Annotated in this window: 19 protein-coding genes and 1 tRNA gene; 11 read left to right on the forward strand and 9 right to left on the reverse strand. The window is 54.0% G+C overall.

What is annotated here, in order from left to right:
- Positions 1-24 precede the first annotated feature (24 nt).
- The 5 genes from OU789_RS00970 to rpmH all read right to left on the reverse strand — a co-directional run bounded on the left by OU789_RS00970 (position 25) and on the right by rpmH (position 3,409).
- On the reverse strand, positions 25-1,566 hold the full coding sequence (locus tag OU789_RS00970) for a putative bifunctional diguanylate cyclase/phosphodiesterase (RefSeq protein WP_274652489.1): 1,542 nt from the start codon (positions 1,564-1,566) through the stop codon (positions 25-27).
- A 68-nt stretch (positions 1,567-1,634) separates the two neighbouring features.
- The gene (gene ttcA, locus OU789_RS00975; RefSeq protein WP_274652491.1) at positions 1,635-2,525 is read right to left on the reverse strand and encodes a tRNA 2-thiocytidine(32) synthetase TtcA; all 891 of its coding nucleotides are present in this window, start codon (positions 2,523-2,525) and stop codon (positions 1,635-1,637) included.
- Positions 2,519-2,764: a membrane protein insertion efficiency factor YidD gene (gene yidD / locus OU789_RS00980; protein ID WP_274652493.1), complete on the reverse strand. Its 246-nt coding sequence runs from the start codon at positions 2,762-2,764 to the stop codon at positions 2,519-2,521. The genes ttcA and yidD overlap by 7 nt, the downstream gene beginning before the upstream one ends.
- On the reverse strand, positions 2,764-3,135 hold the full coding sequence (gene rnpA / locus OU789_RS00985) for a ribonuclease P protein component (RefSeq protein ID WP_274652495.1): 372 nt from the start codon (positions 3,133-3,135) through the stop codon (positions 2,764-2,766). Before rnpA ends, yidD begins: the two co-directional genes overlap by 1 nt.
- 139 nt (positions 3,136-3,274) lie before the next feature.
- On the reverse strand, positions 3,275-3,409 hold the full coding sequence (gene rpmH / locus OU789_RS00990) for a 50S ribosomal protein L34 (RefSeq protein WP_104020418.1): 135 nt from the start codon (positions 3,407-3,409) through the stop codon (positions 3,275-3,277).
- A 323-nt stretch (positions 3,410-3,732) separates the two neighbouring features.
- On the opposite strand from rpmH, the gene OU789_RS00995 reads away from it, so the two are divergent.
- From OU789_RS00995 to OU789_RS01010, 4 genes are all read left to right on the forward strand, one after another.
- Entirely contained in the window at positions 3,733-4,458 is a 726-nt protein-coding gene (locus OU789_RS00995) for a TVP38/TMEM64 family protein (RefSeq protein WP_274652503.1), read from the forward strand.
- Complete coding sequence (locus tag OU789_RS01000; protein WP_274652505.1) at positions 4,455-5,873, forward strand: dihydrolipoyl dehydrogenase family protein; 1,419 nt, start codon at positions 4,455-4,457, stop codon at positions 5,871-5,873. Before OU789_RS00995 ends, OU789_RS01000 begins: the two co-directional genes overlap by 4 nt.
- Before the next feature lie 22 nt (positions 5,874-5,895).
- Complete coding sequence (locus OU789_RS01005; protein WP_263954357.1) at positions 5,896-7,296, forward strand: sensor histidine kinase; 1,401 nt, start codon at positions 5,896-5,898, stop codon at positions 7,294-7,296.
- Between the two features lie 97 nt (positions 7,297-7,393).
- A tRNA-Arg gene (locus OU789_RS01010) sits at positions 7,394-7,470 on the forward strand.
- A 134-nt stretch (positions 7,471-7,604) separates the two neighbouring features.
- On the opposite strand, the gene OU789_RS01015 is transcribed toward OU789_RS01010, so the two are convergent.
- Positions 7,605-8,588 (reverse strand): LacI family DNA-binding transcriptional regulator, encoded by a 984-nt coding sequence (locus OU789_RS01015; protein ID WP_274652508.1) that lies wholly within the window; start codon positions 8,586-8,588, stop codon positions 7,605-7,607.
- Positions 8,589-8,726: 138 nt separating this feature from the next.
- Between OU789_RS01015 and OU789_RS01020 the strand changes: the two genes are divergently transcribed.
- The 7 genes from OU789_RS01020 to nhaA all read left to right on the forward strand — a co-directional run bounded on the left by OU789_RS01020 (position 8,727) and on the right by nhaA (position 16,776).
- A complete protein-coding gene (locus OU789_RS01020; RefSeq protein WP_274652510.1) occupies positions 8,727-9,740 on the forward strand; it encodes a phosphotransferase family protein in 1,014 nt (337 codons plus the stop codon).
- Entirely contained in the window at positions 9,737-11,053 is a 1,317-nt protein-coding gene (eno, locus tag OU789_RS01025) for a phosphopyruvate hydratase (RefSeq protein ID WP_274652512.1), read from the forward strand. Before OU789_RS01020 ends, eno begins: the two co-directional genes overlap by 4 nt.
- Entirely contained in the window at positions 11,050-11,898 is an 849-nt protein-coding gene (locus tag OU789_RS01030; protein WP_274652514.1) for a fumarylacetoacetate hydrolase family protein, read from the forward strand. Before eno ends, OU789_RS01030 begins: the two co-directional genes overlap by 4 nt.
- Positions 11,899-11,922: 24 nt before the next feature.
- Positions 11,923-12,675 carry an SDR family oxidoreductase gene (locus tag OU789_RS01035; protein ID WP_274652516.1) on the forward strand — a complete coding sequence of 251 codons (753 nt, stop codon included), beginning with the start codon at positions 11,923-11,925 and terminating at the stop codon, positions 12,673-12,675.
- A 34-nt stretch (positions 12,676-12,709) separates the two neighbouring features.
- Positions 12,710-13,462, forward strand: a complete 753-nt coding sequence (locus OU789_RS01040) for an SDR family NAD(P)-dependent oxidoreductase (protein ID WP_274652518.1) — start codon at positions 12,710-12,712, stop codon at positions 13,460-13,462.
- A 176-nt stretch (positions 13,463-13,638) separates the two neighbouring features.
- Entirely contained in the window at positions 13,639-15,288 is a 1,650-nt protein-coding gene (locus tag OU789_RS01045; protein ID WP_274652520.1) for an alpha/beta hydrolase, read from the forward strand.
- Positions 15,289-15,402: 114 nt separating this feature from the next.
- The gene (gene nhaA / locus OU789_RS01050; RefSeq protein ID WP_274652522.1) at positions 15,403-16,776 is read left to right on the forward strand and encodes a Na+/H+ antiporter NhaA; all 1,374 of its coding nucleotides are present in this window, start codon (positions 15,403-15,405) and stop codon (positions 16,774-16,776) included.
- 45 nt (positions 16,777-16,821) lie between these two features.
- On the opposite strand, the gene OU789_RS01055 is transcribed toward nhaA, so the two are convergent.
- Genes OU789_RS01055 through OU789_RS01065 form a run of 3 tightly spaced genes read right to left on the reverse strand, consistent with a single transcriptional unit; the run spans position 16,822 to position 21,244 of the window.
- Entirely contained in the window at positions 16,822-17,694 is an 873-nt protein-coding gene (locus OU789_RS01055; RefSeq protein WP_274652524.1) for a dimethyl sulfoxide reductase anchor subunit family protein, read from the reverse strand.
- On the reverse strand, positions 17,694-18,437 hold the full coding sequence (locus OU789_RS01060; protein WP_274652526.1) for a 4Fe-4S dicluster domain-containing protein: 744 nt from the start codon (positions 18,435-18,437) through the stop codon (positions 17,694-17,696). Before OU789_RS01060 ends, OU789_RS01055 begins: the two co-directional genes overlap by 1 nt.
- Positions 18,434-21,244: a molybdopterin oxidoreductase family protein gene (locus tag OU789_RS01065; protein ID WP_274652528.1), complete on the reverse strand. Its 2,811-nt coding sequence runs from the start codon at positions 21,242-21,244 to the stop codon at positions 18,434-18,436. The genes OU789_RS01060 and OU789_RS01065 overlap by 4 nt, the downstream gene beginning before the upstream one ends.
- Positions 21,245-21,268 lie beyond the last annotated feature (24 nt).

Here is a 21,268-nt window from a genome sequence, read left to right on the forward strand (position 1 = left end):
GAAAATGCAGGGAATTGACCGATTCTATCCAAGTTTTCGGCTAATCTCCGCTGTTTTGCGCAACTTGGCGTGGTGACGCTCCAGCCAGCCTAGAGTTTCGTCGAGTGGCATCGGCTTGGATATGGAAAACCCTTGGACATGATCACACCCGAGTTGGGCCAACGCCGTGTGCTCGCCCTTTGTTTCGACACCCTCGGCAAGCGTCTTCATTCCAAGGCGTTCCGCCATCGTGAGAATCGCAGAAACCATCTGATGTTGCTCAGGATCCTTGTCCAATTTTGTAATGAAGGACCGATCGATTTTAATGCGGTTTACAGAGAAACGACGGATATTTGATATCGAAGCGTGACCGGTTCCAAAGTCATCAAGATCGACTTTGCATCCGAGGTTGGAAAGCCCATTAATGTTTCGCGTAATCATGTCGTCCGACGAGTCCGCAACGACGTTCTCGAGAACTTCGATAGAAAGGCGGCTGGCGGGGAGATCAAACCGGTCTAGTTCCCAAACTATTTTTTCAAGCAGGTGTGGATTGCGCAGCTCCGCCATAGAGAAGTTGACCCCGATGGTTTCAACATGAAATCCCGCCGCGTCCCAATCTCTTAGCGCAGAAAGCGATTGAAAGAGCATGAGTTCGCTAAGTCGCTCTGAAAACCCAGCCTGCTCTACTATAGGTAAGAATTCGTTAGGTGCTACAACGCCACGCTCTGGGTGCACCCATCTTGCTAAAGCTTCGAAGCCGACGACATTTCCGGTGTCGGTGGAGAGTTGCGGCTGGAACCATGCTCTAATCTGGCCCGTCTCCAGCGCTCCTTCAATTTCATTGAGAAACAGTGATCTCGCGATCTGGTTTGTTTTTGATGAGGGAGAATATGCGCGCAAGCCAGCTGGCGATTGTCTATTTGCTTCTAGAAGGGCGTCTTCTGCTGCTTTGAGCAGGGTCGTGCCGCATGGCGCAGTTACGCTGTGCTCCAAACAGAACCCGATTGAGGCCGTTAGATAGACGCTCGTAGAATCAATGTGATAGGCCTGAGCGAGAGCGGACTGAATCCTCCCGCTGATTTGGATCATTGTCTCTAGGCCCGCTCGGTGAACCGGAGCGAAGGCAATAGCAAAGCTCCCACCATCCAGTCGCGCAAGGATATCGTCGTGCCGAAGAATGCTTTGCAATCTCTTGCTGGCTTGAAGGACTAAATCGTCAGCAAACCTGTGCCCATAGCGATCTAAAATCGTGTGGAAATCATCGAGCTCAATCCGCATGCTTACGGTGGATTTCCCTTGTGCCTTTCCGGCCGCCGTAAACTCATCTAGCGCATTCTCAATATCTTCACGTAGATGAAGCCCCGTGAGGCCGTCGCGCGGGTAGGGCGCGCGCGATGTGCTTTTTGTTATCCCTAGAGTTAGCAAGACCAAAATCGGAGTGAGAATTGCAGTTACAAGAAGAGCGGCTTCGCCGCCAATCCAGTAAGAAACGGCAGAAACCGTGGGTGTAAGTGCCAGAAAAACAGCGAGCGTAGATGGATTCTTGAGCATCGTGCGCCATTGTGGCGCCGCGTTTGGCAGTTGCATTTTGTGGCCCCACAAATTTGGCTAATCTCGTTCAAGACAAAGCCTAGTTGGTGGTTCCTAGCGTATCCTTAACGGAGTTTTGGGATCTCGGGTAAACTGCCTAAACTTGTAGCTATACCTTCATCGCTCTCTGTCTGATTGCGTGATAGTGCGTTGAAATCAAAAAGCTTTGGGTCGAGGAGGTGGCTTGGACGCGCATTCATTAGCGAGCGGAACATGACTTGACGACGGCCGGGAGAGTTCTTTTCCCAGCCATCCAAAATCTGTTTGACCTGTTGGCGCTGTAGGCCATCCTGACTTCCGCATAAATCGCAGGGAATGATCGGGTAATTCATATCTCGAGCGAATTTTTCGCAATCTGCTTCTGCGACATGAGCAAGGGGGCGATAGACGAACAGGTCGCCTTCTTCGTTCAGCAGTTTTGGCGGCATGGTTGCAAGCCGCCCCCCGTGAAAGAGATTCATGAAAAATGTTTCAAGGATGTCGTCCCGATGGTGCCCGAGCACAACTGCCGAGCACCCTTCTTCACGGGCAATCCGGTACAGGTTGCCGCGACGAAGGCGGGAACAGAGAGCGCAAAACGTCCGGCCCTCTGGAACTTTATCGACAACGACAGAGTAGGTGTCTTGATACTCGATCCGATGCTCGACACCCATTTTCTCAAGGAACTCGGGCAAGACCGTAGCAGGAAAGCCGGGTTGGCCTTGATCAAGGTTGCATGCGAGTAGTTCAACGGGGAGCAGCCCGCGCCACTTAAGCTCGTGTAGAACCGCGAGGAGCGTGTAACTGTCTTTGCCACCTGACAAGCAAACGAGCCAGCGCGCGTTGCGCTCAATCATACCGTATTGTTCAATAGCCTCACGGGTATAGCGCACAATCCGCTTCCGCAGCTTCTTGAATTCGGCGGTCTTTGGAGCGCCGTAGAACAGCGGATGAATATCGTCGTTGTCGTCTAGCATGGCGGTTGCTTCTTGTCGTTGTCGGGCACGGGGTCATATCCCGATTTTCCGAAGGGATGGCAACGCCAAATTCGACGTGCCGCCAGATAGCTGCCCTTGAAAGCGCCGTGTTTCTCGAGCGCTTCCATGGCATAGGCCGAACAGGTGGGTTGATACCGACAATTAAAGCCGACCCATGGCGAAAATACAGTTCGGTAGGCTCTAATCGGTAAGGATATGACGAACGCAATGGGCCCCATTAGCTGCCACCGTGCAGTTTGCGCAGAGCGTAGGCAAGGTCACCTTCAAGTTTGCTGAAGTCCCGTGTACCCGTCACCGTGTTGCGCCCGATCAGGACATAGTCCCAACCGGCAAGGCCATATTGCTGCAAACCAGCTCTGGCAATTTCACGAAGCCGACGTTTGGCGCGATTGCGCATGACAGCGTTGCCAACCTTTTTTGAACACGTATAGCCGACGCGGATCTGCTCCTGATTGTCAGAGAGTTCGTCGGCAGCGCGCTCGCGAGCTTGAAGAATGAAACCAGTCACAGCTTTTCGCTTCGCTTTAGAAGCGAGAATGAAGTCGGAACGCTTTTTAAGCGTTGTCAAAGTGGCTGCGTCTTTGGTCATTGCAGATATTTAAGCGTCGAAGCGCATGTTTGGAAGAGCGCAAATGGAAAATGCGCAAACGAAAACCGCCGGGAGCCCGAAGCTCCGGCGGTTCAAACTTTTTGCAGCCCGACGAATCGAGCCATTCCAAACGCTGCGCTTATGCGCTCAGCGACTTGCGGCCGCGTGCGCGACGTGCGTTCAGAATTTTGCGGCCAGCTTTGGTGGCCATACGTGCGCGAAAACCGTGGCGGTGTTTGCGAACGAGGTTCGAAGGTTGAAATGTGCGTTTCATCGCCCGTCTCCATTGTTTAGCACGCGAATCTCAAAGCCGTTATGTGGCGGATTCGGGCGCTCTGTAATCTCGAAGCTCGGTCTTTAGGGGGTCATCGCCGATAAGTCAATTCGCTAGCGCATGTTTTTGCAACATCTCGGCGCGATTAAGCGAGTTTGTTTCAGGAAGTGTTACAGACATCAAGGAAACACTACGAAATCGCTCTCTTTCCGTCACCCATGTTCACCGCCGCGTGAGGGCACTTTCGCCGCGGCGCATTTCAGATCATTGTACGTAAACCCTTACAGGATAAAGACTTCGGAGATACCGGTTACAGGATGGATATGACAGATCGAGACAATTCAAGCCAAGCCCTGCGCTATGTTCCGCTTCTCGTGGTGCTGGCGGGGGCAATTGCCGGTTTCTTTTTGCTGAAAGACAGTTTGAGTTTTGAGGCACTCCAAAGAAACAGCGAAGCGTTGCTGGCTTATCGCGAGGCGCACTATGGGCTCGCTGTCTTGGGATTCGTTGCGATTTATACTTTGATCGTAACATTCTCTTTGCCCGGTGCCGCCATTGCGTCGATCACTGGCGGATATCTGTTCTCTATGTTTCCAGGAACGCTCCTGAATATGGCCGCAGCAACACTTGGTGCGAGTTTTGTGTTTCTTGCTGCGCGTTGGGGTCTTGGCGATACGCTTACCAGCAGGATGGAAGCGAGCGATGGTGCGCTAAAGCGGATTAAAGCGGGTATCGACGAAAACCAGTGGTCCTTCCTGTTTGTAGTGCGGTTGATTCCGATATTTCCTTTCTTTGTCTTGAACCTTGGATTGGCATCGGTAGGCGTTCCGCTTCACCGCTTCGTTATTTCAACCTTCTTTGGAATTATTCCCGGCGCGGTCGTTTATACGTCTGTGGGGGCTGGGCTTGGTGAAGTTCTTGCCCAAGGCGAAACGCCGAATCTCGGGATAATTTTCGAACCCCACATTCTATTGCCGATTCTGGGCCTTGCTGCATTGGCTGCGCTGCCGATGGTCGTCAAGTTTTTCAAGAAGAGGACCAACGTGTGAGCGTCACAGAAACGGACTTATGTGTGATCGGTGGCGGCTCCGGCGGCCTTTCTGTTGCGGCGGGTGCGGTGCAGATGGGCGCGCGCGTTGTGTTAATAGAAGGGCACAAGATGGGAGGCGACTGTCTGAACTATGGCTGCGTTCCATCAAAAGCCTTGATCGCCGCCGCAAATGCAGCCCACGCGCCGCAACAACCGAACGCATTTGGTGTTACGCCAACAACGCCAGACGTTAGCTATCAAGGTGCGATGGAGCACGTTGGCCGCGTTATCGAAACCATTGCCCCGCATGACTCGGTTGAGCGGTTCGAAGGGCTGGGTGTGGATGTTCGGCAAGGGTATGCGAAGTTTGTTTCGCCTGAAGAAGTCAAAGTTAACGGCCATCGTATCCGTGCACGGAGGTTCGTCATCGCGACGGGGTCTTCGCCGTTTGTCCCGCCGATACCCGGGCTTGAGAGCGTGCCTTTTTTGACCAATGAGAGCCTGTTTGACCTAAGAAAACGCCCTCAGCATTTGATTGTGATCGGTGGTGGGCCGATCGGCATTGAAATGGCACAAGCCCACAGGCGCCTCGGAAGTGATGTTACTGTGCTTGAAGGTGCCACCGCTCTTTCTGCTGATGATCCAGACATCGCAAAGGTCGCTTTAGACGCAATTCGCAAGGAAGGTGTTGTTATTGAGGAGAGGGCGCTGGTTTCGGAAGTCTCTGGCAAAAGCGGCGCCGTAACGGTCAAAACAAAAGATGGCCGAGAATTTGAAGGTTCTGATCTGCTCGTTGCTGTGGGGCGGAAACCCAATATCGATAAGCTCAGCCTCGACGCTGCAAACGTGACTCATTCCGAAAAGGGCATTGTTGTAGACAGCGCATTAAAAACGTCCAATCGGCGCGTGTATGCGATTGGCGATGTTACGGGCGGGATGCAGTTCACCCATGCCGCTGGTTATCAGGCGGGTATTGTGGTGCGTTCTGCAGTACTTGGATTGCCGAGCAAAGCTCGCACCGATCACATCCCTTGGGCAACCTATACAAGCCCGGAAATTGCGCAGGTCGGCCTGACCGAAGCGCAAGCGCGAGAGAAATACAAAGATAAACTGAAAGTCGCGCGGGCCGAATTTTCCAGCCAAGACCGCGCCATTGCACAAGATGACACGAGCGGGTTCATCAAGGTTATGGTCGTTGGGGGGCGCCCAGTCGGCGCGTCGATTGTTGGGCCACATGCAAGCGATTTGATCGGGATTTGGGCGCTCGCCATCGCCAATAAACTCAAGATGAGTGCCGTTACATCCACAGTTCTTCCCTATCCAACATTGGGCGAGATTAACAAACGGGTGGCAGGCAACTATTTTAGCCCTATGATATTTGAAAGCGCATTATTGAAGCGTGTTGTCAAATGGGTGCAACGATTTTTGCCGTAACCGCCTTTAAGGGACCGAAATATTGCTGAATTCCCTCTCCGGTCGATTTCTTATCCTGACGGCTTTGTTTGTCATGCTGGCCGAAGTGTTGATTTTTGTGCCGTCGGTTGCTCGTTTCCGCGAAGACCTGCTTTTGCTCAAACTAGAGAAAGCACAGATTGCGTCTCTTGCGCTTCTTGCCGACGATATGATCGACCGCGAGCTTGAGGCTGAACTACTCGAAAACGCCGGCGTGTTTAACGTTGTTCTACGCCGGAACGAGGTGCGCCAGCTTATGCTCTCCTCGCCGATCCCCGGTCCGATCTATGAAACCTATGACCTTCGCTATGCCTCGCCGTTTGTATTGGTACGGGATGCGATGGTGCGGCTCTGGGATTCGGAGAATCGCGTTATCCGCGTAATGGGTGAGCCGGTGCGCGATGCCGGAATTCTTATTGAAGTCACCATGGAGACCAAACCCATACGGGACGAAATGCTCGCCTATGGGTTTAACATTCTGGTTCTCTCCGCTGCGATCTCTGTATTTACGGCATTTCTCTTGTTTCTTGCGGTCCGCGGATTTCTTGTGGCGCCGATCAAACGTGTTGTCAGGCATATGATTTCCTACGCTACAGCCCCAGAGGATGCGCGCCAGATTATCGTGCCGAGCGCTGGAGTGACCGAACTTCGCGAAGCCGAGGAAGCGCTGAAAACGATGCAAACACAGCTGACACAAGCCCTGAAACAGAAAGACAGACTCGCACAACTTGGCAGCGCGGTTGCAAAAATCAGTCACGACCTGCGCAATATCCTCACAACTGCGCAGCTCTTTGCTGACAGTATGGAGATGTCGGATGACCCGCGTGTAAAACGTGCCGCGCCAAAGCTGGAGAACTCAATCCGTCGCGCCGTTAATCTCTGCGAAACAACACTGGCCTACGGCAAAGCAGAGGAGGCTCCGCCTACGATTCAAGAGATTTCGCTCCATAGCCTCGCCGAGGATGTGGTCGAGAACGAGAGATTGGCTGCCGGAGAAGCAAAAGTTGAGTTCAAGGTTGATATTCCCGAAGCGATGGTGATCCGCGCCGATCCCGAGCAGCTTTATCGTGTTCTCTCTAACCTTGCCCGTAACGCACGTCAGGCGATCGCAGGAACGGGCAATGAAGGCGAAATTACCATACGAGCGGTGCAAGATACCGAAAACTGGGTGATATCGGTGATTGATACTGGGCCGGGCCTACCGCCGAAAGCGCGTGAACTTTTGTTTACAGCTTTCCAAGGAGGGATTCGCAAAGGCGGGACGGGACTTGGCCTCGCCATCGCTGCGGAGCTTGTTCGCGGCCATGGCGGGCGACTCGATTTGGCGCGCAGCGATGAATCCGGTACAGAATTCGCAATTTATTTGCCGCGGATCGGCGGCGCGGCAGAGACGATTGATCTTTAAAACGCTGTAAAACCCAACGAAATTTATTTTTCCTTGGAATTCGCACGTTTTGCCCTTGCAAAGGTCAGCTACGGGCTCTAAATCGACGACACACCGCGCGCTGGTAGCTCAGCTGGATAGAGTACTTGACTACGAATCAAGGGGTCGGGGGTTCGAATCCTCCCCAGCGCGCCATTTCCTCCCACACTGAATACAAGCAGTTGATCAATCTCTGTCGTGCGCAGTTTGGCTGTCTTTGTGCTGGTTTGGGTCTATTGCAGTCTGTGATGGCATCGGCCGCCAATCGTTCGCGGCGAAAGCCAATATTGCTATTTGCGGACGACCAGTTGCGCTTCAAACGTCAGAGGATTGCTCGGGCCGTTTGTTTGACTGGCGACCAAGATATCAACAGCCTTACGCGCAAGGCGGTCTACAGGAACCCGAATGGTGGAGATTCCGCCATTGATCCAAGAATAAAAAGACGGATCGCCATAGCCAACAAATGACATTTGAGGCGCGCTTTGTTCCGACGCGTCCATAAAGGCATTTAATGCGCCGTTGGATATCTCAAAGCCGCCGCAGACAAGCGCAGTTGCCTGTTTTTGTTGAAGTATTTCGGCAGTGTACTCTCGTCCCATCTCAAAGGAGGGTACGCCCGTTTGGATGAGGTTAGTCTCTTCAGGCAGCTTGGCTTGCGCAAGTCCCTGTCGAAAAGAGGCTAGACGACTACGCCCAGACGAAAGTGCAGAATCCGCCCCGATATAGGCAATGCGTCGATGGCCCTTGTCAGCCAGATGCTGCACAGCCTCACGGATCGCGGGAGCGTCATCAACAAGGATCGCAGAGGCCGGGTCCTTCTCTTTTCGTTGGCGGATAAGCTGAATGACTCGCATTCCATCAAGATGCGTGCTCGTTGATTCTGTACCGCCCGGAGCGGGCACCATTACAACTGCTTCGGCCTGAATCTCTCGCAATCCCTCCAGAGCGAGTGATTCTGCCTTCAGATCATCATTCGTCAGGTGAATGAGCAATTGATAGGAGTGTTCTTCGCATGCCAGCGCCATTGTGTTGGCAAAGCGTGCATAGAACTCATTCACGATGTTTGGCAGCAATAGCCCGACAATTTTTGTTCCGCCGCCGCGCATAGCCATCGCCGCCGCGCTTTTGACGTATCCAAGCTCTTGCGCACGCTTCTGAACGGCCTCGCGCGTTTCTTTGAGAACGTTCGGATGATTCGAAAGCGCGCGGGAAACCGTCATGTGCGAGATCCCGAGATCTTTTGCGATAGACTTGATTGTTACACGGCCTGCCACTTGAACCTCATTGAAATTTAGGCGTTTCTAGCATTCATGCTACCTGTTGTCTTGAAATAATTCCAAAGGCGTCTTGCAATTGTTCACGTGAACATGATACGCCCATTCCAGATCAAAGAACAGTGTTTTGAGGGCCAGATGGCAAATGAACTGTCAGAGCGATGCGTTGCGCTTGTCGAGGAGTTAGGGCTCGGGCAGGCGTCGGATGTTGCCAATGTAACGCCGCTCACGGGTGGAGTTGCCTCAGATATCGCGTCGCTTTCTGTGAAGGGGCGCAAGATGTGTATCAAGTTCGCCCTGCCAAAGCTCAAGGTGGCTGCGGATTGGAGCGCGCCTGTTCATAGGAATGCTGCCGAATACGCGTGGCTTAAAGTAGCAGCAGAGGTTTGCCCGAACTCGGCGGTACAGCTTTACGGACGTTCCGAAGCCGCGCATGGCTTTGCGATGGAGTTTGTGACTGGAGCAGATGTCTATCTCTGGAAAGAGGCAATGCTTTCGGAGCAGCCTCTCCGAGGTGAAGCGCGTCAGGTCGCAGAAATGGTCGGACAGATACATGCGGCATCGGCAAAACCGGAATTTGACCGCTCTGCTTTCAATAACCGCGATGACTTTCGGGCTATTCGGATTGAACCCTACCTTCTGTTCACTGCGCAGCAACATCCTGATCTAGCAGAGCCCCTCAATGCTCTGGCCGAAATGCTTTATAACAGCGACCAAGTTTTGGTGCATGGTGACGTTAGCCCAAAGAATATCCTGATACGCAAAGGCGGCCCAGTTCTTCTGGATGCGGAATGTGCCACCATGGGTGACGCCAGCTTTGACCCGTCTTTCTGTCTCAATCATCTTGTCCTCAAGGCCGTTCATCTTCCGAGTTTGCGTTCGGAATTGTTGCAGGAAATCGGTGTGTTTTGGCGCACCTACGCGGCACATATCGATTGGGAGCCAGCCGTCGATCTTGAGGCGCGCGTTTGCCAACTGTTGCCCGCGCTGATGCTTGGACGCGTCGATGGGAAATCACCCGTAGAATACTTTAGCGAAGACGAGCGCACATTGGTGCGCGCAATTGCAAAAGAGCTTGTAAGCCAGCCCGCCACGACATTGGCGGAGTTTGTTGAGCGGCTCGAAATCCTCATAAAGGACACGAATTCATGACAATCATTGCCGGTGTCAAAGGGCGCAGAGTTTGGGACTCGCGCGGTAATCCAACTGTGGAAGTTGATATTACGCTGGAAAGCGGTGCGGTCGGACGTGCGATTGCGCCTGCTGGAGCGTCGCGCGGAACGCGTGAGGCGATTGATTTGCGAGACGGCGGAAAAGCTTTGCGCGGTAAGGGCGTTGATAACGCTCTTGCGAGCGTGAACGGGCCGATTGCCGCGGCGCTTAAGGGGATGGACGTGCGGGATCAGGTGGCTGTTGATCAGGCTATCCTTGCACTAGATGCGTCGCCGCTGAAGGAAAGCCTTGGTGGAAATGCCACAGTCGCAACATCACTGGCGGTTCTTCATGCCGCAGTTGCGGATGCAGGGCTGCCGCTATGGAAACACGTGGCAAGCACATATGATTGCACGCCATCGCTGCCGCTCCCAGAAATTCAAATCTTTGGCGGAGGTGCGCACGCAGGGCGCCGAGTGGACATTCAGGATTTCATGATCATGGTTCCTGGTGCGCGCAGCTTTGATGAGGTGATGGAAGTTACCAATGAGGTCTACTTCGCCGCGGGTGACATCATGGAACAGCGCGGCAAACTCGCCGGTGTGGCAGATGAGGGCGGCTGGTGGCCGATGTTCGACAGCAACGAGGAAGCGCTTGAAACGCTGGTGAAGGCTATTGAGCTTGCTGGAGAAAAACCAGGGGATCGCGTGATTATCTCGCTTGATATCGCCGCGTCAGAGTTTGGCAAGGATGGGCGCTATCGCTTGGCGCTTGAAGACCGCGAGCTTGATCAGGGCGAAATGATCGACATGCTTGGCCGCTGGCTTGATGCCTATCCGATCGCCTCGATCGAAGACCCGCTTGGCGAGGATGATGTCGAGGGGATGCGTGAGTTTACCCGCCGCTTCGGTGATCAAGTTCAGATTATCGGAGACGATTACCTCGTCACGAACGCCAAATTGGTCGAAGAGGCCGTGGCCGAGAAGGCCTGTAACGCCGTTTTGGTGAAGGTCAATCAGGCCGGAACCGTTAGTGAATCCATCGACACATTCCGAGCAGCGCGCAAAGCGGGCTGGGGCGCGATTGTTTCGGCACGTTCCGGTGAAACCGAAGATGTATCAATCAGCCATCTCTCAACGGGGCTTGGCGGCGGTCAGCTAAAGGTCGGGTCGTTTACGCGATCTGAACGGATGGTGAAATGGAACGAATGCCTTCGCATTCAGGATGAACTCGGCGCAGACGCATTTGTGCGTGGCGCGCCACTTGCCGACACTTGGTGGGGCAAACAGAACAAGAAGGACACAGCAGCATGAAACTTTCCCGTTACGGAGACCGCTACGGTTCCAAAACCCCGTGCATCATCGATGCCGACGGAACTCCTCGCGATGCCTCCTCTATCGTTGCGGATTTTGGCCCGCGCACACTGTCTCCTGAACTGCTTGATAAGCTACGTGCGACAGACCCCAAGAGCCTTCCTGTCGCCGATATCGAAGGTAAGCGCCTCGCACCGCCATTGGCCCAACCATTCAATATCTGGTGCGTTGGCCTGAACTACTCTGATCACGCCGAGGAAGCGGGAATGGAGATTCCTGCAGAGCCGATCCTCTTTAACAAATCGACGGTTACCTATTGTGGGCCCAACGATAACATTCTCTATTCCCCGAAAATGACCAAACTCGATTGGGAAGTAGAGTTGGGCATCGTTATCGGCAAACCAACGCTCAATATCTCCAAGGAAGAAGCACTGGATCATGTAGCGGGATTTGTTCTGGTGAACGACGTTTCCGAACGTGCTTGGCAACTTGAGCGTTCGGGGCAATGGGTAAAGGGCAAATCCTTCCCCAACTTCTGCCCGACCGGCCCATATTTGACCACGGTTGATGAAATCGGCGACGTTCAAAACCTTAACATGTGGCTCGACGTGAACGGCAAGCGGATGCAAACCGGTAACACCGACAAAATGATCTTCGATGTAGCGACAATCGTGAGCTACATGTCGGAATTTACGCAGCTTGAGCCTGGTGATCTGATTTGCACCGGTACTCCTCCGGGAGTCGGCGCAGGGATGAATCCTCCTGTGTGGCTGAACATTGGTGACAAGGTTTCGCTCGGGATCGATGGCCTGGGCGAGCAATCACAGACAGTTGTGGCGCTTTAGGCGATTTATCTATTGGAGCATGACATGGCAGAGCCAAAATCAAAGCGCCTAAAGGGCAAAATTGCGGTTGTAACAGCGGCGGGGCTTGGAATTGGCCGCGCAGTTGCCGAACGCATGCGCGACGAAGGGGCGCAAGTTTTTGCAAGCGACCTGAATCCTGAACCGCTAAAAACTCTCTCAGGCGTAGAGACAGCGCAGCTTGATGCAACCGATATCGAGGCTGTCGAGGCGTATTTCTCGCAGTTTGATCGCATCGACACGCTCGTTCATTGCGTGGGCTACGTGCATCAAGGAACCATTGAAGAATGCAGCCCCGCAGATTGGCAGCGTTCGACATCAATTACACTGGACAGTGCCTATAACGTGCTGAAAGCTGCTGTACCTTCAATGAAGGAACACGGCGGTAGCCTCACAACTATTGCCTCGGTGGCAAGTTCGCTCAAGGGTTTCCCGCGACGCGCGGCCTATGGTGCCGCAAAGGGTGGTGTGATCGGGCTGACCAAAGCGATGGCGGCGGATTACCTGCCCAATAAGCTGCGGTGCAACGCCGTCTGCCCCGGGACAGTCGACAGCCCGAGCCTACGTGATCGGGTCCAAGAACTGGCCGAAAGCATGGGCAGCGAAGAAGAGGCGTGGAAGTTCTTCCTTGATCGTCAGCCCTCTGGCCGGCTTGGCACGCCAGAAGAAATTGCGGGCATTTGCGCCTTTCTCGCGACCGATGACGCGTCATTCATCACGGGCCAATGCCTGCAGGTCGACGGCGGCATAACCATCTAACAATTCTGCTCAGCAGCCAACAATCGGAGACACCATGAACACACTCGACCTGAAAAACCGCCGCGCCGTTATCACTGGCGGTGCACGTGGGATGGGGTTTGCCATCGCAAAAAGGTTCCTTGAAAGCGGTGCTTCGGTATCGCTTTGGGACTTGAACGAAGAGGCTCTAAAGCAGGCAAAATCCGCGCTGGATGAATTGGGAGCCGTCACGTATCAGTGTGTGGATGTATCTGATTTTGCAAGCGTCGAAACCGCGACCGCCGCCGCAGCGGCCGAACTTGGCGGTATCGATCTTCTGGTCAACGCGGCTGGCATAGCGGGTGTGAACACGCCGCTTGCCGACTATCCGGTTGAGACATGGAACGCTGTAATTAACGTTAACCTCAACGGTATCTTCCACACCTGCAAGGCGGTGGTGCCAGTTATGCAAAAGGGTGACTATGGCCGCATCGTCAATATTGCGTCTATGGCAGGCAAAGACGGCAATCCAAACGCCTCTGCTTATTCGGTGTCCAAAGCGGGGGTGATCGGGCTGACCAAGAGCCTTGGCAAAGAACTCGCGACAAGCAATATCCGCGTCAATGTCGTGTGCCCTGCGGTGATCAAGACAGAGATGCTCGCTGACGTAACTGAGGAGCAGATCGGATACATGCTTGCCAAAATCCCAATGGGGCGCATGGGAACCGTAGATGAAATCTCAAGCATGGTTGGTTGGATGTGTAGCGAGGAATGCTCCTATTCCACAGGCGCTGTGTTTGACCTTTCCGGCGGTCGCGCCACCTACTGACAAAGAACATTTGGGTTAACGCTCCAATGGGCCTGGAGCGGGCGCGGAGTCTGTTTGCGGGCTTCGCGTCAAGTTTTTCTGGAGCTTCGACAGCAGATTTGGCTGGCACACTCAAGCTGGGTTGGTAATGTGCGCAGCAGCCGCACTTCCAATTGAGCCTTAAACCGAGGGCAAGAATGCTGTTTCGGATTGCCAGATCTTTCCCGACAACCGGCCTTATTGTGGGGCTGTTATTTTTTTGCGCATCTCTCACACCGTCGCTCTTGCCGCGTGACCATATGGTTCAAGGCGTATTGGGCGGGATCGCCTTCGCAGTTGGGTATGTTGGCGGTATTGCGTTGACTATGCTCTGGCGCTTTCTTGAGATCAAAGAGATCACGGGAAAAGCCGCAACTATGTTGTCTCGGGTCGCGCTAGCAGTTCTTGTTGGCGTGACTGCGTGGACCTTGCGCCAAATGGCTGTCTGGCAAAATTCGGTTCGAGAGTTGATGGAGATGGAGCCTGTGGATTCAGGCTATCCATTTACAGTTACCGCGATTGCTATTGTAACCGCCCTGATTGTCATTGGGCTAACGCGTCTTGTCATTACACTTTGTGCGCTTGCGGCGCGTTGGATCAATAGGGCGTTCCCGCAGCGGTTGTCGGTTTTTGTGGGATCGCTGGTTGTGCTGTTCATTCTTTATACATCGATCAACGGCCTGCTCCTGCGGACAGGCATCAGGATGATGGACGAGGTCTTTGCGGCAATAAATGAAACTCAGGATTCCGGCCTTCAAGAGCCGCTCATCAAGGGCATAGACGGTACAACTGCATCCCTTATCGAGTGGGATGACATTGGCCGGAACGGAAAGCTGTTTCTGACGTCCGGACCGGACCGAGCGGAGATTGAGGCATTTACGGGCCTTCCTGCTAAGCAGCCTATCCGCGTTTATGCAGGCTACAATACCGGAGAAACCCTAGAGGAACGGGCGCAGATTGCTCTTGATGAGTTGATCCGCACAGGTGGGTTTAATCGCAAGACACTTATCGTCGCAACCCCGACTGGGACTGGCTGGCTTGACCCTTCCGCAATGTCGACTATGCCCTATATTTTGCATGGGGACGTGGCGGTTGTGTCGATGCAGTATTCCTACACACCGAGTTGGATGACGCTGCTGGTTGAGCCAGACCTAGCACGTGAATCTGCTGTTGCTCTTTTCGAGAAGGTCTATACGCATTGGACCAAAATGCCAAAAGACAACAGACCGGAGCTGTTTCTGTTTGGCCTATCGCTCGGTGCCCTCGGGTCTGAAGATGCGGTCGATCTGATTTCAATGCTTGCGGACCCTATTGATGGTGCGCTTTGGGCGGGGCCACCATTTGCGAGCCACACTTGGCCGCAGGTCACGCGCACAAGAGAGCCGGGATCACCAGCATGGCAGCCGATCTTCCGGGATTCGTCCTACATCCGGTTCATGACCCACAAGGGGTTTTCTGTAGGAGATGATACGCCTTGGGGCCCGCTCCGCATCGTATATATCCAGCATCCGAGCGACCCAATGAGCTTTTTTGCTCCAAGTTTGGCCTTCGCCAGACCAGAGTGGCTCCTTGGCGAGCGCGGTTATGATGTTTCGTCGTATTTGCGATGGGTGCCGATTGTGACCTTTATCCAGATCGCTTTCGACATCCCAATGGCCACAACTGTCCCTGCGGGCTTCGGCCATACCTTTGGCCCGGATGATTATATCCGAGGCTGGATTTCCGTCCTTAATCCAGATAATTGGACCGCGGAGGACACGGAGGCGCTCATGGCAAAATTCAAAGATTTCGACGCGACGCCTATTTAGATGTTAAACATTGAAAATGGCCAATTACTTTCTAGATAATTGGGAATACCTGACATCATGAGAACGAGTTGAACGGGCTCGAAACTCAATCACCAGAACAACAGAAGGCGGGATATGGCAAATCATAAACAGAAACTTGAAGGCGAAGGCGTGAATGTTGCCCCGTGGGAGCGGAGTTTGGCAAAGGTCTACTCTCCTTTTGAAGAGTTTCTTCATCGACAAACCTCATCCGGCTTGTTGCTCATGGTTATGGCCGTTGTTGCGCTTATCATCGCAAACGGACCGTTCGCCGAGGCGTATGACGACTTTCTGCACACGTATTTGAAAGTCGGATTTGGCGAATGGGAACTTAAACTGTCCCTTGCTCATTTCATCAACGACGCGCTGATGGCGATCTTCTTTTTCGTTGTCGGGCTAGAGCTTAAACGCGAATTCCTTGTTGGCGAACTTGCCGAACCCCGCAACGCCATCCTACCGATTGTTGCAGCTATTGGTGGTATGGTTGTTCCTGCGCTGTTTTACTTCGCCTTGAACCCAACTGGCCCTGCAGCAGCAGGCTGGGGTATCCCGATGGCGACCGATATCGCATTCGCCGTTGGTGTTATGGCGCTCCTCGGGTCACGTGTTCCCAAGGCGCTGGTGACATTCCTTGTGGCGCTTGCCATTGTGGATGACCTTGGTGCGGTAACGGTTATTGCGCTGTTCTATACCAGCGAAATTGCTATGGGGCCGCTTGCTATGGTTGGCGTGTTCTTTGCGATGCTGATTGCATTGAACCGCTTTGGCGTGCGCAACCCGATCCCTTATTTCCTTGTTGCTGTCCTTATGTGGTACGCAATGTTGCTTTCTGGCGTGCACGCTACGATTGCGGGTGTTCTTGGCGCGATGTCCGTTCCGGCCATCCCGAAATATGACCCTGATCGTTTCAGCTCTCATGTTAAGGGTATCATGCAGCGATTTGACGAGAGCCATGAGCCGGGCCAAAGCATCATGACCAACGTTGCGCTACGCACCGAAGTTCAGGCGCTTGAGAACAGTGTTCTTGCGGTCGAAACCCCGCTGCAGCGGCTTGAGCATATTTGGCATCTGCCATCGGCCTTCCTCGTTATTCCGATCTTCGCGCTGGCAAACGCTGGTGTTCCGATAGAGCTGTCCACCTTCGGCGATATGCTGGCGCATCCGGTGATGATGGGTGTATCGCTCGGCCTGATCGTCGGGAAATTCGTCGGCATCACCGGGGCAAGCTGGTTGGTGATCAAACTTGGCATTGCTGAACTGCCGAAAGATACACGGTTTACCCAACTTGCTGGCGCTTCGCTGCTTGCTGGTATCGGCTTTACGATGTCGATCTTTGTGGCGCAGTTGGCCTTTGCCGAGTCACCGGAGCTCTTGCTGATGGCCAAAACAGGCATTCTGTTCGCATCGTTGATCGCAGGGCTTTGCGGCTTCTTCTGGCTTTACATAACGGGCAAACCGAAGCCCGAGTAACCGGACAGAAAACTTAAAACGCCGCCAGAGATGGCGGCGTTTTTGTTAGCGCTTGTCGTAGTAAAGACCGACAACATGTTCGGCCTCTGCAAAGAACAACCAGCGCGACGCGACGACACCAACGATATGCGAAAGAACTGCCAACGCGGCCCAAATATGATTGTGTGGCAAGAGCAATAGCGCGAATGGTACGGGCGACATCAACGTGATGGCAATCACCCGAAGTCGCATCGAATGCTTTCGCCCAATGACATAAACCATTTCGTTAAGCAGGTAGTTCCCGCCGGTATGAGGCGGCTCAAATTGGCGCGTCTTACCTATCATACCAAGGCCAGTTGCGGTTTCGATTGTGCTACCCCGCTGTGCAAAGCGACTATCACCAAGATACCACGTCAGGGCCTGAACCGCGCCCGTTGCAATGAGCATCGGCAGTGCAAAGCTAACCTGACCCGCCAGAAGCGCGCCACCCGTCACTGACAGAACGAGAAACAGCAAAGGCGTTGTGACGTGGTTCCAGCGCGGCACTGTTTTGAGTTGCGCATAGATCATCGAAGTGGAGAACACAGTCGCAATACAGAGTGCAGCCCCCATGATACCGACAATCGTGAAATGCACCCCCGCGAATATTGCGCCAATTGCAAGCACTGCCATCATGAGGAGCGCTGCAACCGATAAAACAGCCTCGCGCGAGAGCCAGCTTGTCCGCCACTGCGAGAACGCCTTAAGCGCGTTTTTCGGATTGCCAAGGTGGAACGTCGAGGCCAGCAAACCTCCGACAGCAAAGCCGAACCCGATGGTGTACATTGCGAATGCCAATAGCCCTGTAACCGCCGGAAACCCAAGCCCAAGGAACGCCAGAAGCCCGAACCCCATGCCGGAGAAAACGGTAAAGAAGATGACAGAAGGTGCTGGATGCATCAGTCCCCTCCAAGTGCTTTATCGAGCCATCTCAAGAAGCCTTTCGGCTCCTCGGCAACGGGTGTGAGGAAGGGGGCCAAGATATCAATTTCTTCGGTTTGTTTGGGGCGAGGGGGCAAGTATTTGTTAACCGGATTTGTGCCTAGTTCCGGCATCAAGTCCATCCCGCCGCGCTCTCTACTAAGCTGCGATACATTGCTTTCCGGATCGGCGAAATCACCGAAATGACGCGCCCCCGCAGGGCAAGTGCGTACGCAGGCTGGGACGCGGTCCTCTTCAGGAAGATTTTCGTTGTAGATACGGTCAACGCAAAGGGTGCATTTCTTCATGACGCCTGCGGCTTGATCCAACTCTCGCGCGCCATAAGGGCAGGCCCAAGCGCATAGCCCGCAACCGATGCAGTCGTTCTCGTTCACCAATACGATGCCATCCTCGCTGCGCTTATAGCTTGCGCCTGTTGGGCAAACGGTAACACAGGGAGCGTCGTCGCAATGCAAGCAGGATTTCGGGAAATGTACCGTTTGCGCCGCGCCTTCGGGCGGCTGCACCTCATAGGTATGCACGCGATTGAGGAATGTGCCTTGCGGAGCTGCACCGTAAGCATCCTGATCCGACAGCGGAGCGCCATAGTTCTCGGTGTTCCAGCCTTTGCACGACACAACGCATGCATGGCAGCCAACACAGGTATCAAGGTCAATAACAAGCCCGAGCTTGCGGTCTGTAGATGTTGGAAGCTCCGTCATGATCCGACTTTCCAAGCTAGGTTTTTTGGGCCCTTCCCGACAGGCGAGCGGAGCGATGAGAACGCGGGTTGCGGCTCATCGGGTGCGGCGCATTTTTCAATTTTAACACGTAGGTCAAACCACGCGGCTTGTCCGGTTACCGGATCGGAATTTGAATATCGTAGGCCATCACCTTTTGGGGGGAGTAGCTCATCTATCAGATGATTAAGTAGGAATCCTTTTGTCGCTTCTGGCGCATTTTGGTCGAGTGCCCATGCCCCCTTGCGCTTGCCGATCGCATTCCACGTCCAAACGGTATTGGAATTAAGCGCGGCCTGATGGGCGACAGGCACTACAATTTCGCCGCTGCGGGACGTGACACGCGCCCAGTCTCCGTCCTGAAACCCGTGTGCTTCCCAAACTTTGGTCGGGACATAAAGCGGGTTGCGTCCGTGAATTTGGCGCAGCCACGCGTTCTGACTGCCCCAACTGTGATACATGGCCATTGGCCGCTGTGTTAGCGCGTGAAGCGGATATTCACCCCCCTCATCGTCGGTTGCTTCTTCCCAAACAGGGAGTGGGCGCATGGCGTCATGAACCTGCTTTCTCAGGTGATCTGGGGGTTGGCGCTCTCCATGGCCTTCGGCGGCGAGTTGGAATTTCCGCATTGGTTCGGAATAGATCGAGAATAGGTAAGGCTGCGGCGTGTCAAACAGCCCCATGCCAACGGCCCACTCCTGATACTCCATATTCCACGGCTTGTAGTAACGCGCGCTATCCGGAATATGCGTAACGGCAAATCCCCCGTTTTCGATATAGCGGTCTAGTTGTTCGGAATTCACACTACCCCGCCCTGTTTCAGTGCCATCGCCGCGAAACGCGGAGAGTGGGCCAATCCCGGGCTTGCGCTCGTGATTAACAATGTAGTCCGCATAATCCTTGTACTTCGCGCTGCCGTCAGGGTTGGTGAAATTCGGCAAACCAAGCCGAGCGCCAAGGTCACAAAGAACAGATTGAAACCCTCGTACATCTCGATCCGGCTCGATGACCGGCCAACGGATTGCATCCGCAGCGGCATCGGCCTCGCAGATAGGGCGGTCGAGCAGCGAGATGCAATCGTGGCGCTCAAGATACGTGGAGTCAGGAAGGATTAGATCGGCATAGGCCACCATCTCCGACGAATAGGCGTCGGAGTATATGATGTTCGGGATGACATATTCGCCGTTGTCATCGCGGTCGGTGAGCATATCGATCACTGACTTGGTGTTCATCGACGAGTTCCACGCCATGTTTGCCATATAGAGGAACAACGTATCGATCTTGTAGGGATCGCCTGCGTGCGCGTTCGAGATGACCATATGCATCAAGCCGTGACTCGACATTGGGTTTTCCCAAGTGAACGCTTTGTCGATCCGAGCGGCCGAGCCGTCTGGCTTCAGAGCAAGGTGCTCTGGCCCGCGCACAAACCCAAGGTGAGGACCATCAAGCGGAGCCATCGGATTGGATTGGCAATGCGGGGTCGGGTGGGCCTCAACCGGTTTAGGGTAGGGCGGCTTGAAACGAAACCCGCCCGGAACCTCAACAGAGCCAAGTAGGATTTGAAGGATATGAAGCGCGCGGCAGGTTTGAAACCCGTTTGCATGAGCCGAAATCCCGCGCATTGCATGGAAAGAAACAGGGCGGCCGATCATCTCGCTGTGGGTTTCGCCTCTGAAGTCGGTCCACTCTATGGGCAATGAAATTGCCTCGTCAAAGGCGACACGTGCCAGTTCGGCGGCAATCCGTCGGATGGTTTGCGGCTCAATTCCACAGCGTTCGGCAACGGCTTCGGGTGCAAACTCGGGAGCGAGATAGGTCTCGGCAATCGAATGGAAAGCTGCTTTATGCGTCACCCCTGCACGACGAAGTGTGCCCCTCAAGTCCGGCTGGACGCCCTTTTTGTCAAAGGCGGTCGGTTTCCCCGAGTTGCGGTCGATAACAAGCATTTTGCCATCGTCGTCTCGTAAGAAGAGGCCAAACTCGGCATCATTCGGATCTGAATTGAGCAGAGCTGGTGCATTGGTGTAGCGCGCGAGGTAGTCTAGATCGATTTTCCCCGCGCGGAGCAATTCGTGGATCAATGATGTGATGAACAGGCCATCAGCCCCAGGCGTAATGCCCACCCATTCATCGGCAATGGCATTATAACCCGACCGCACCGGATTAACGCCAATGACCTTCGCCCCGCGTTGCTTCAGCTTCCCAAGGCCCATTTTGATCGGATTGGAGTCGTGGTCTTCTGCAACGCCAAATAGCATCAAGAGCTTGGTGTGCTCCCAATCCGGCTGCCCAAATTCCCAGAACGCGCCGCCCATCGTGTATATGCCCGCAGCAGCCATATTAACCGAACAGAACCCGCCATGGGCGGCGTAATTCGGAGTGCCAAAACTTTGCGCCCAAAGTGATGTAAAGCTCTGCGACTGGTCGCGGCCCGTGAAAAAGGCGAGCTTTTCAGGCGCCTCCTTGCGGATTTTGGCGAGCCTGCTCGTTGCAAGAGATAGCGCTTCGTCCCAGCTTATCTCCTCAAACTCGCCGGAACCGCGTGGCCCGACCCGCTTCATTGGTGATCTTAAGCGCGAGGGTGCATTGACTTGCATAATACCCGCAGAGCCCTTGGCGCAAAGCACACCTTTGTTGATCGGGTGATCGCGGTTGCCTTCGATATAGGCAACTTTTCCGCCCTTCATATGGACATTAATTCCGCAGCGACAGGCACACATATAACATGTCGTTTTACGGATTTCGTCTGAAACGGGAGGAGAGGTGTCGATGTTGGGCTGCTTGCTCATTCAGGACTCGCGCTTTGGGAGTCC

The sequence above is a fragment of the Halocynthiibacter sp. C4 genome, assembly GCF_028823805.1.
Lineage (GTDB): Bacteria > Pseudomonadota > Alphaproteobacteria > Rhodobacterales > Rhodobacteraceae > Falsihalocynthiibacter > Falsihalocynthiibacter halioticoli.

Excerpts from the sequence above, each read along its gene's own strand:
- OU789_RS00970 (WP_274652489.1), bottom strand. The coding sequence starts at position 1,566 with ATGCAACTGCCAAACGCGGCGCCACAATGGCGCACGATGCTCAAGAAT.
- ttcA (WP_274652491.1), bottom strand. The coding sequence starts at position 2,525 with ATGCTAGACGACAACGACGATATTCATCCGCTGTTCTACGGCGCTCCA.
- yidD (WP_274652493.1), bottom strand. The coding sequence starts at position 2,764 with ATGGGGCCCATTGCGTTCGTCATATCCTTACCGATTAGAGCCTACCGA.
- rnpA (WP_274652495.1), bottom strand. The coding sequence starts at position 3,135 with ATGACCAAAGACGCAGCCACTTTGACAACGCTTAAAAAGCGTTCCGAC.
- rpmH (WP_104020418.1), bottom strand. The coding sequence starts at position 3,409 with ATGAAACGCACATTTCAACCTTCGAACCTCGTTCGCAAACACCGCCAC.
- OU789_RS00995 (WP_274652503.1), top strand. The coding sequence starts at position 3,733 with ATGACAGATCGAGACAATTCAAGCCAAGCCCTGCGCTATGTTCCGCTT.
- OU789_RS01020 (WP_274652510.1), top strand. The coding sequence starts at position 8,727 with ATGGCAAATGAACTGTCAGAGCGATGCGTTGCGCTTGTCGAGGAGTTA.
- eno (WP_274652512.1), top strand. The coding sequence starts at position 9,737 with ATGACAATCATTGCCGGTGTCAAAGGGCGCAGAGTTTGGGACTCGCGC.
- OU789_RS01030 (WP_274652514.1), top strand. The coding sequence starts at position 11,050 with ATGAAACTTTCCCGTTACGGAGACCGCTACGGTTCCAAAACCCCGTGC.
- OU789_RS01035 (WP_274652516.1), top strand. The coding sequence starts at position 11,923 with ATGGCAGAGCCAAAATCAAAGCGCCTAAAGGGCAAAATTGCGGTTGTA.
- OU789_RS01040 (WP_274652518.1), top strand. The coding sequence starts at position 12,710 with ATGAACACACTCGACCTGAAAAACCGCCGCGCCGTTATCACTGGCGGT.
- OU789_RS01045 (WP_274652520.1), top strand. The coding sequence starts at position 13,639 with ATGCTGTTTCGGATTGCCAGATCTTTCCCGACAACCGGCCTTATTGTG.
- nhaA (WP_274652522.1), top strand. The coding sequence starts at position 15,403 with ATGGCAAATCATAAACAGAAACTTGAAGGCGAAGGCGTGAATGTTGCC.
- OU789_RS01055 (WP_274652524.1), bottom strand. The coding sequence starts at position 17,694 with ATGCATCCAGCACCTTCTGTCATCTTCTTTACCGTTTTCTCCGGCATG.
- OU789_RS01060 (WP_274652526.1), bottom strand. The coding sequence starts at position 18,437 with ATGACGGAGCTTCCAACATCTACAGACCGCAAGCTCGGGCTTGTTATT.
- OU789_RS01065 (WP_274652528.1), bottom strand. The coding sequence starts at position 21,244 with ATGAGCAAGCAGCCCAACATCGACACCTCTCCTCCCGTTTCAGACGAA.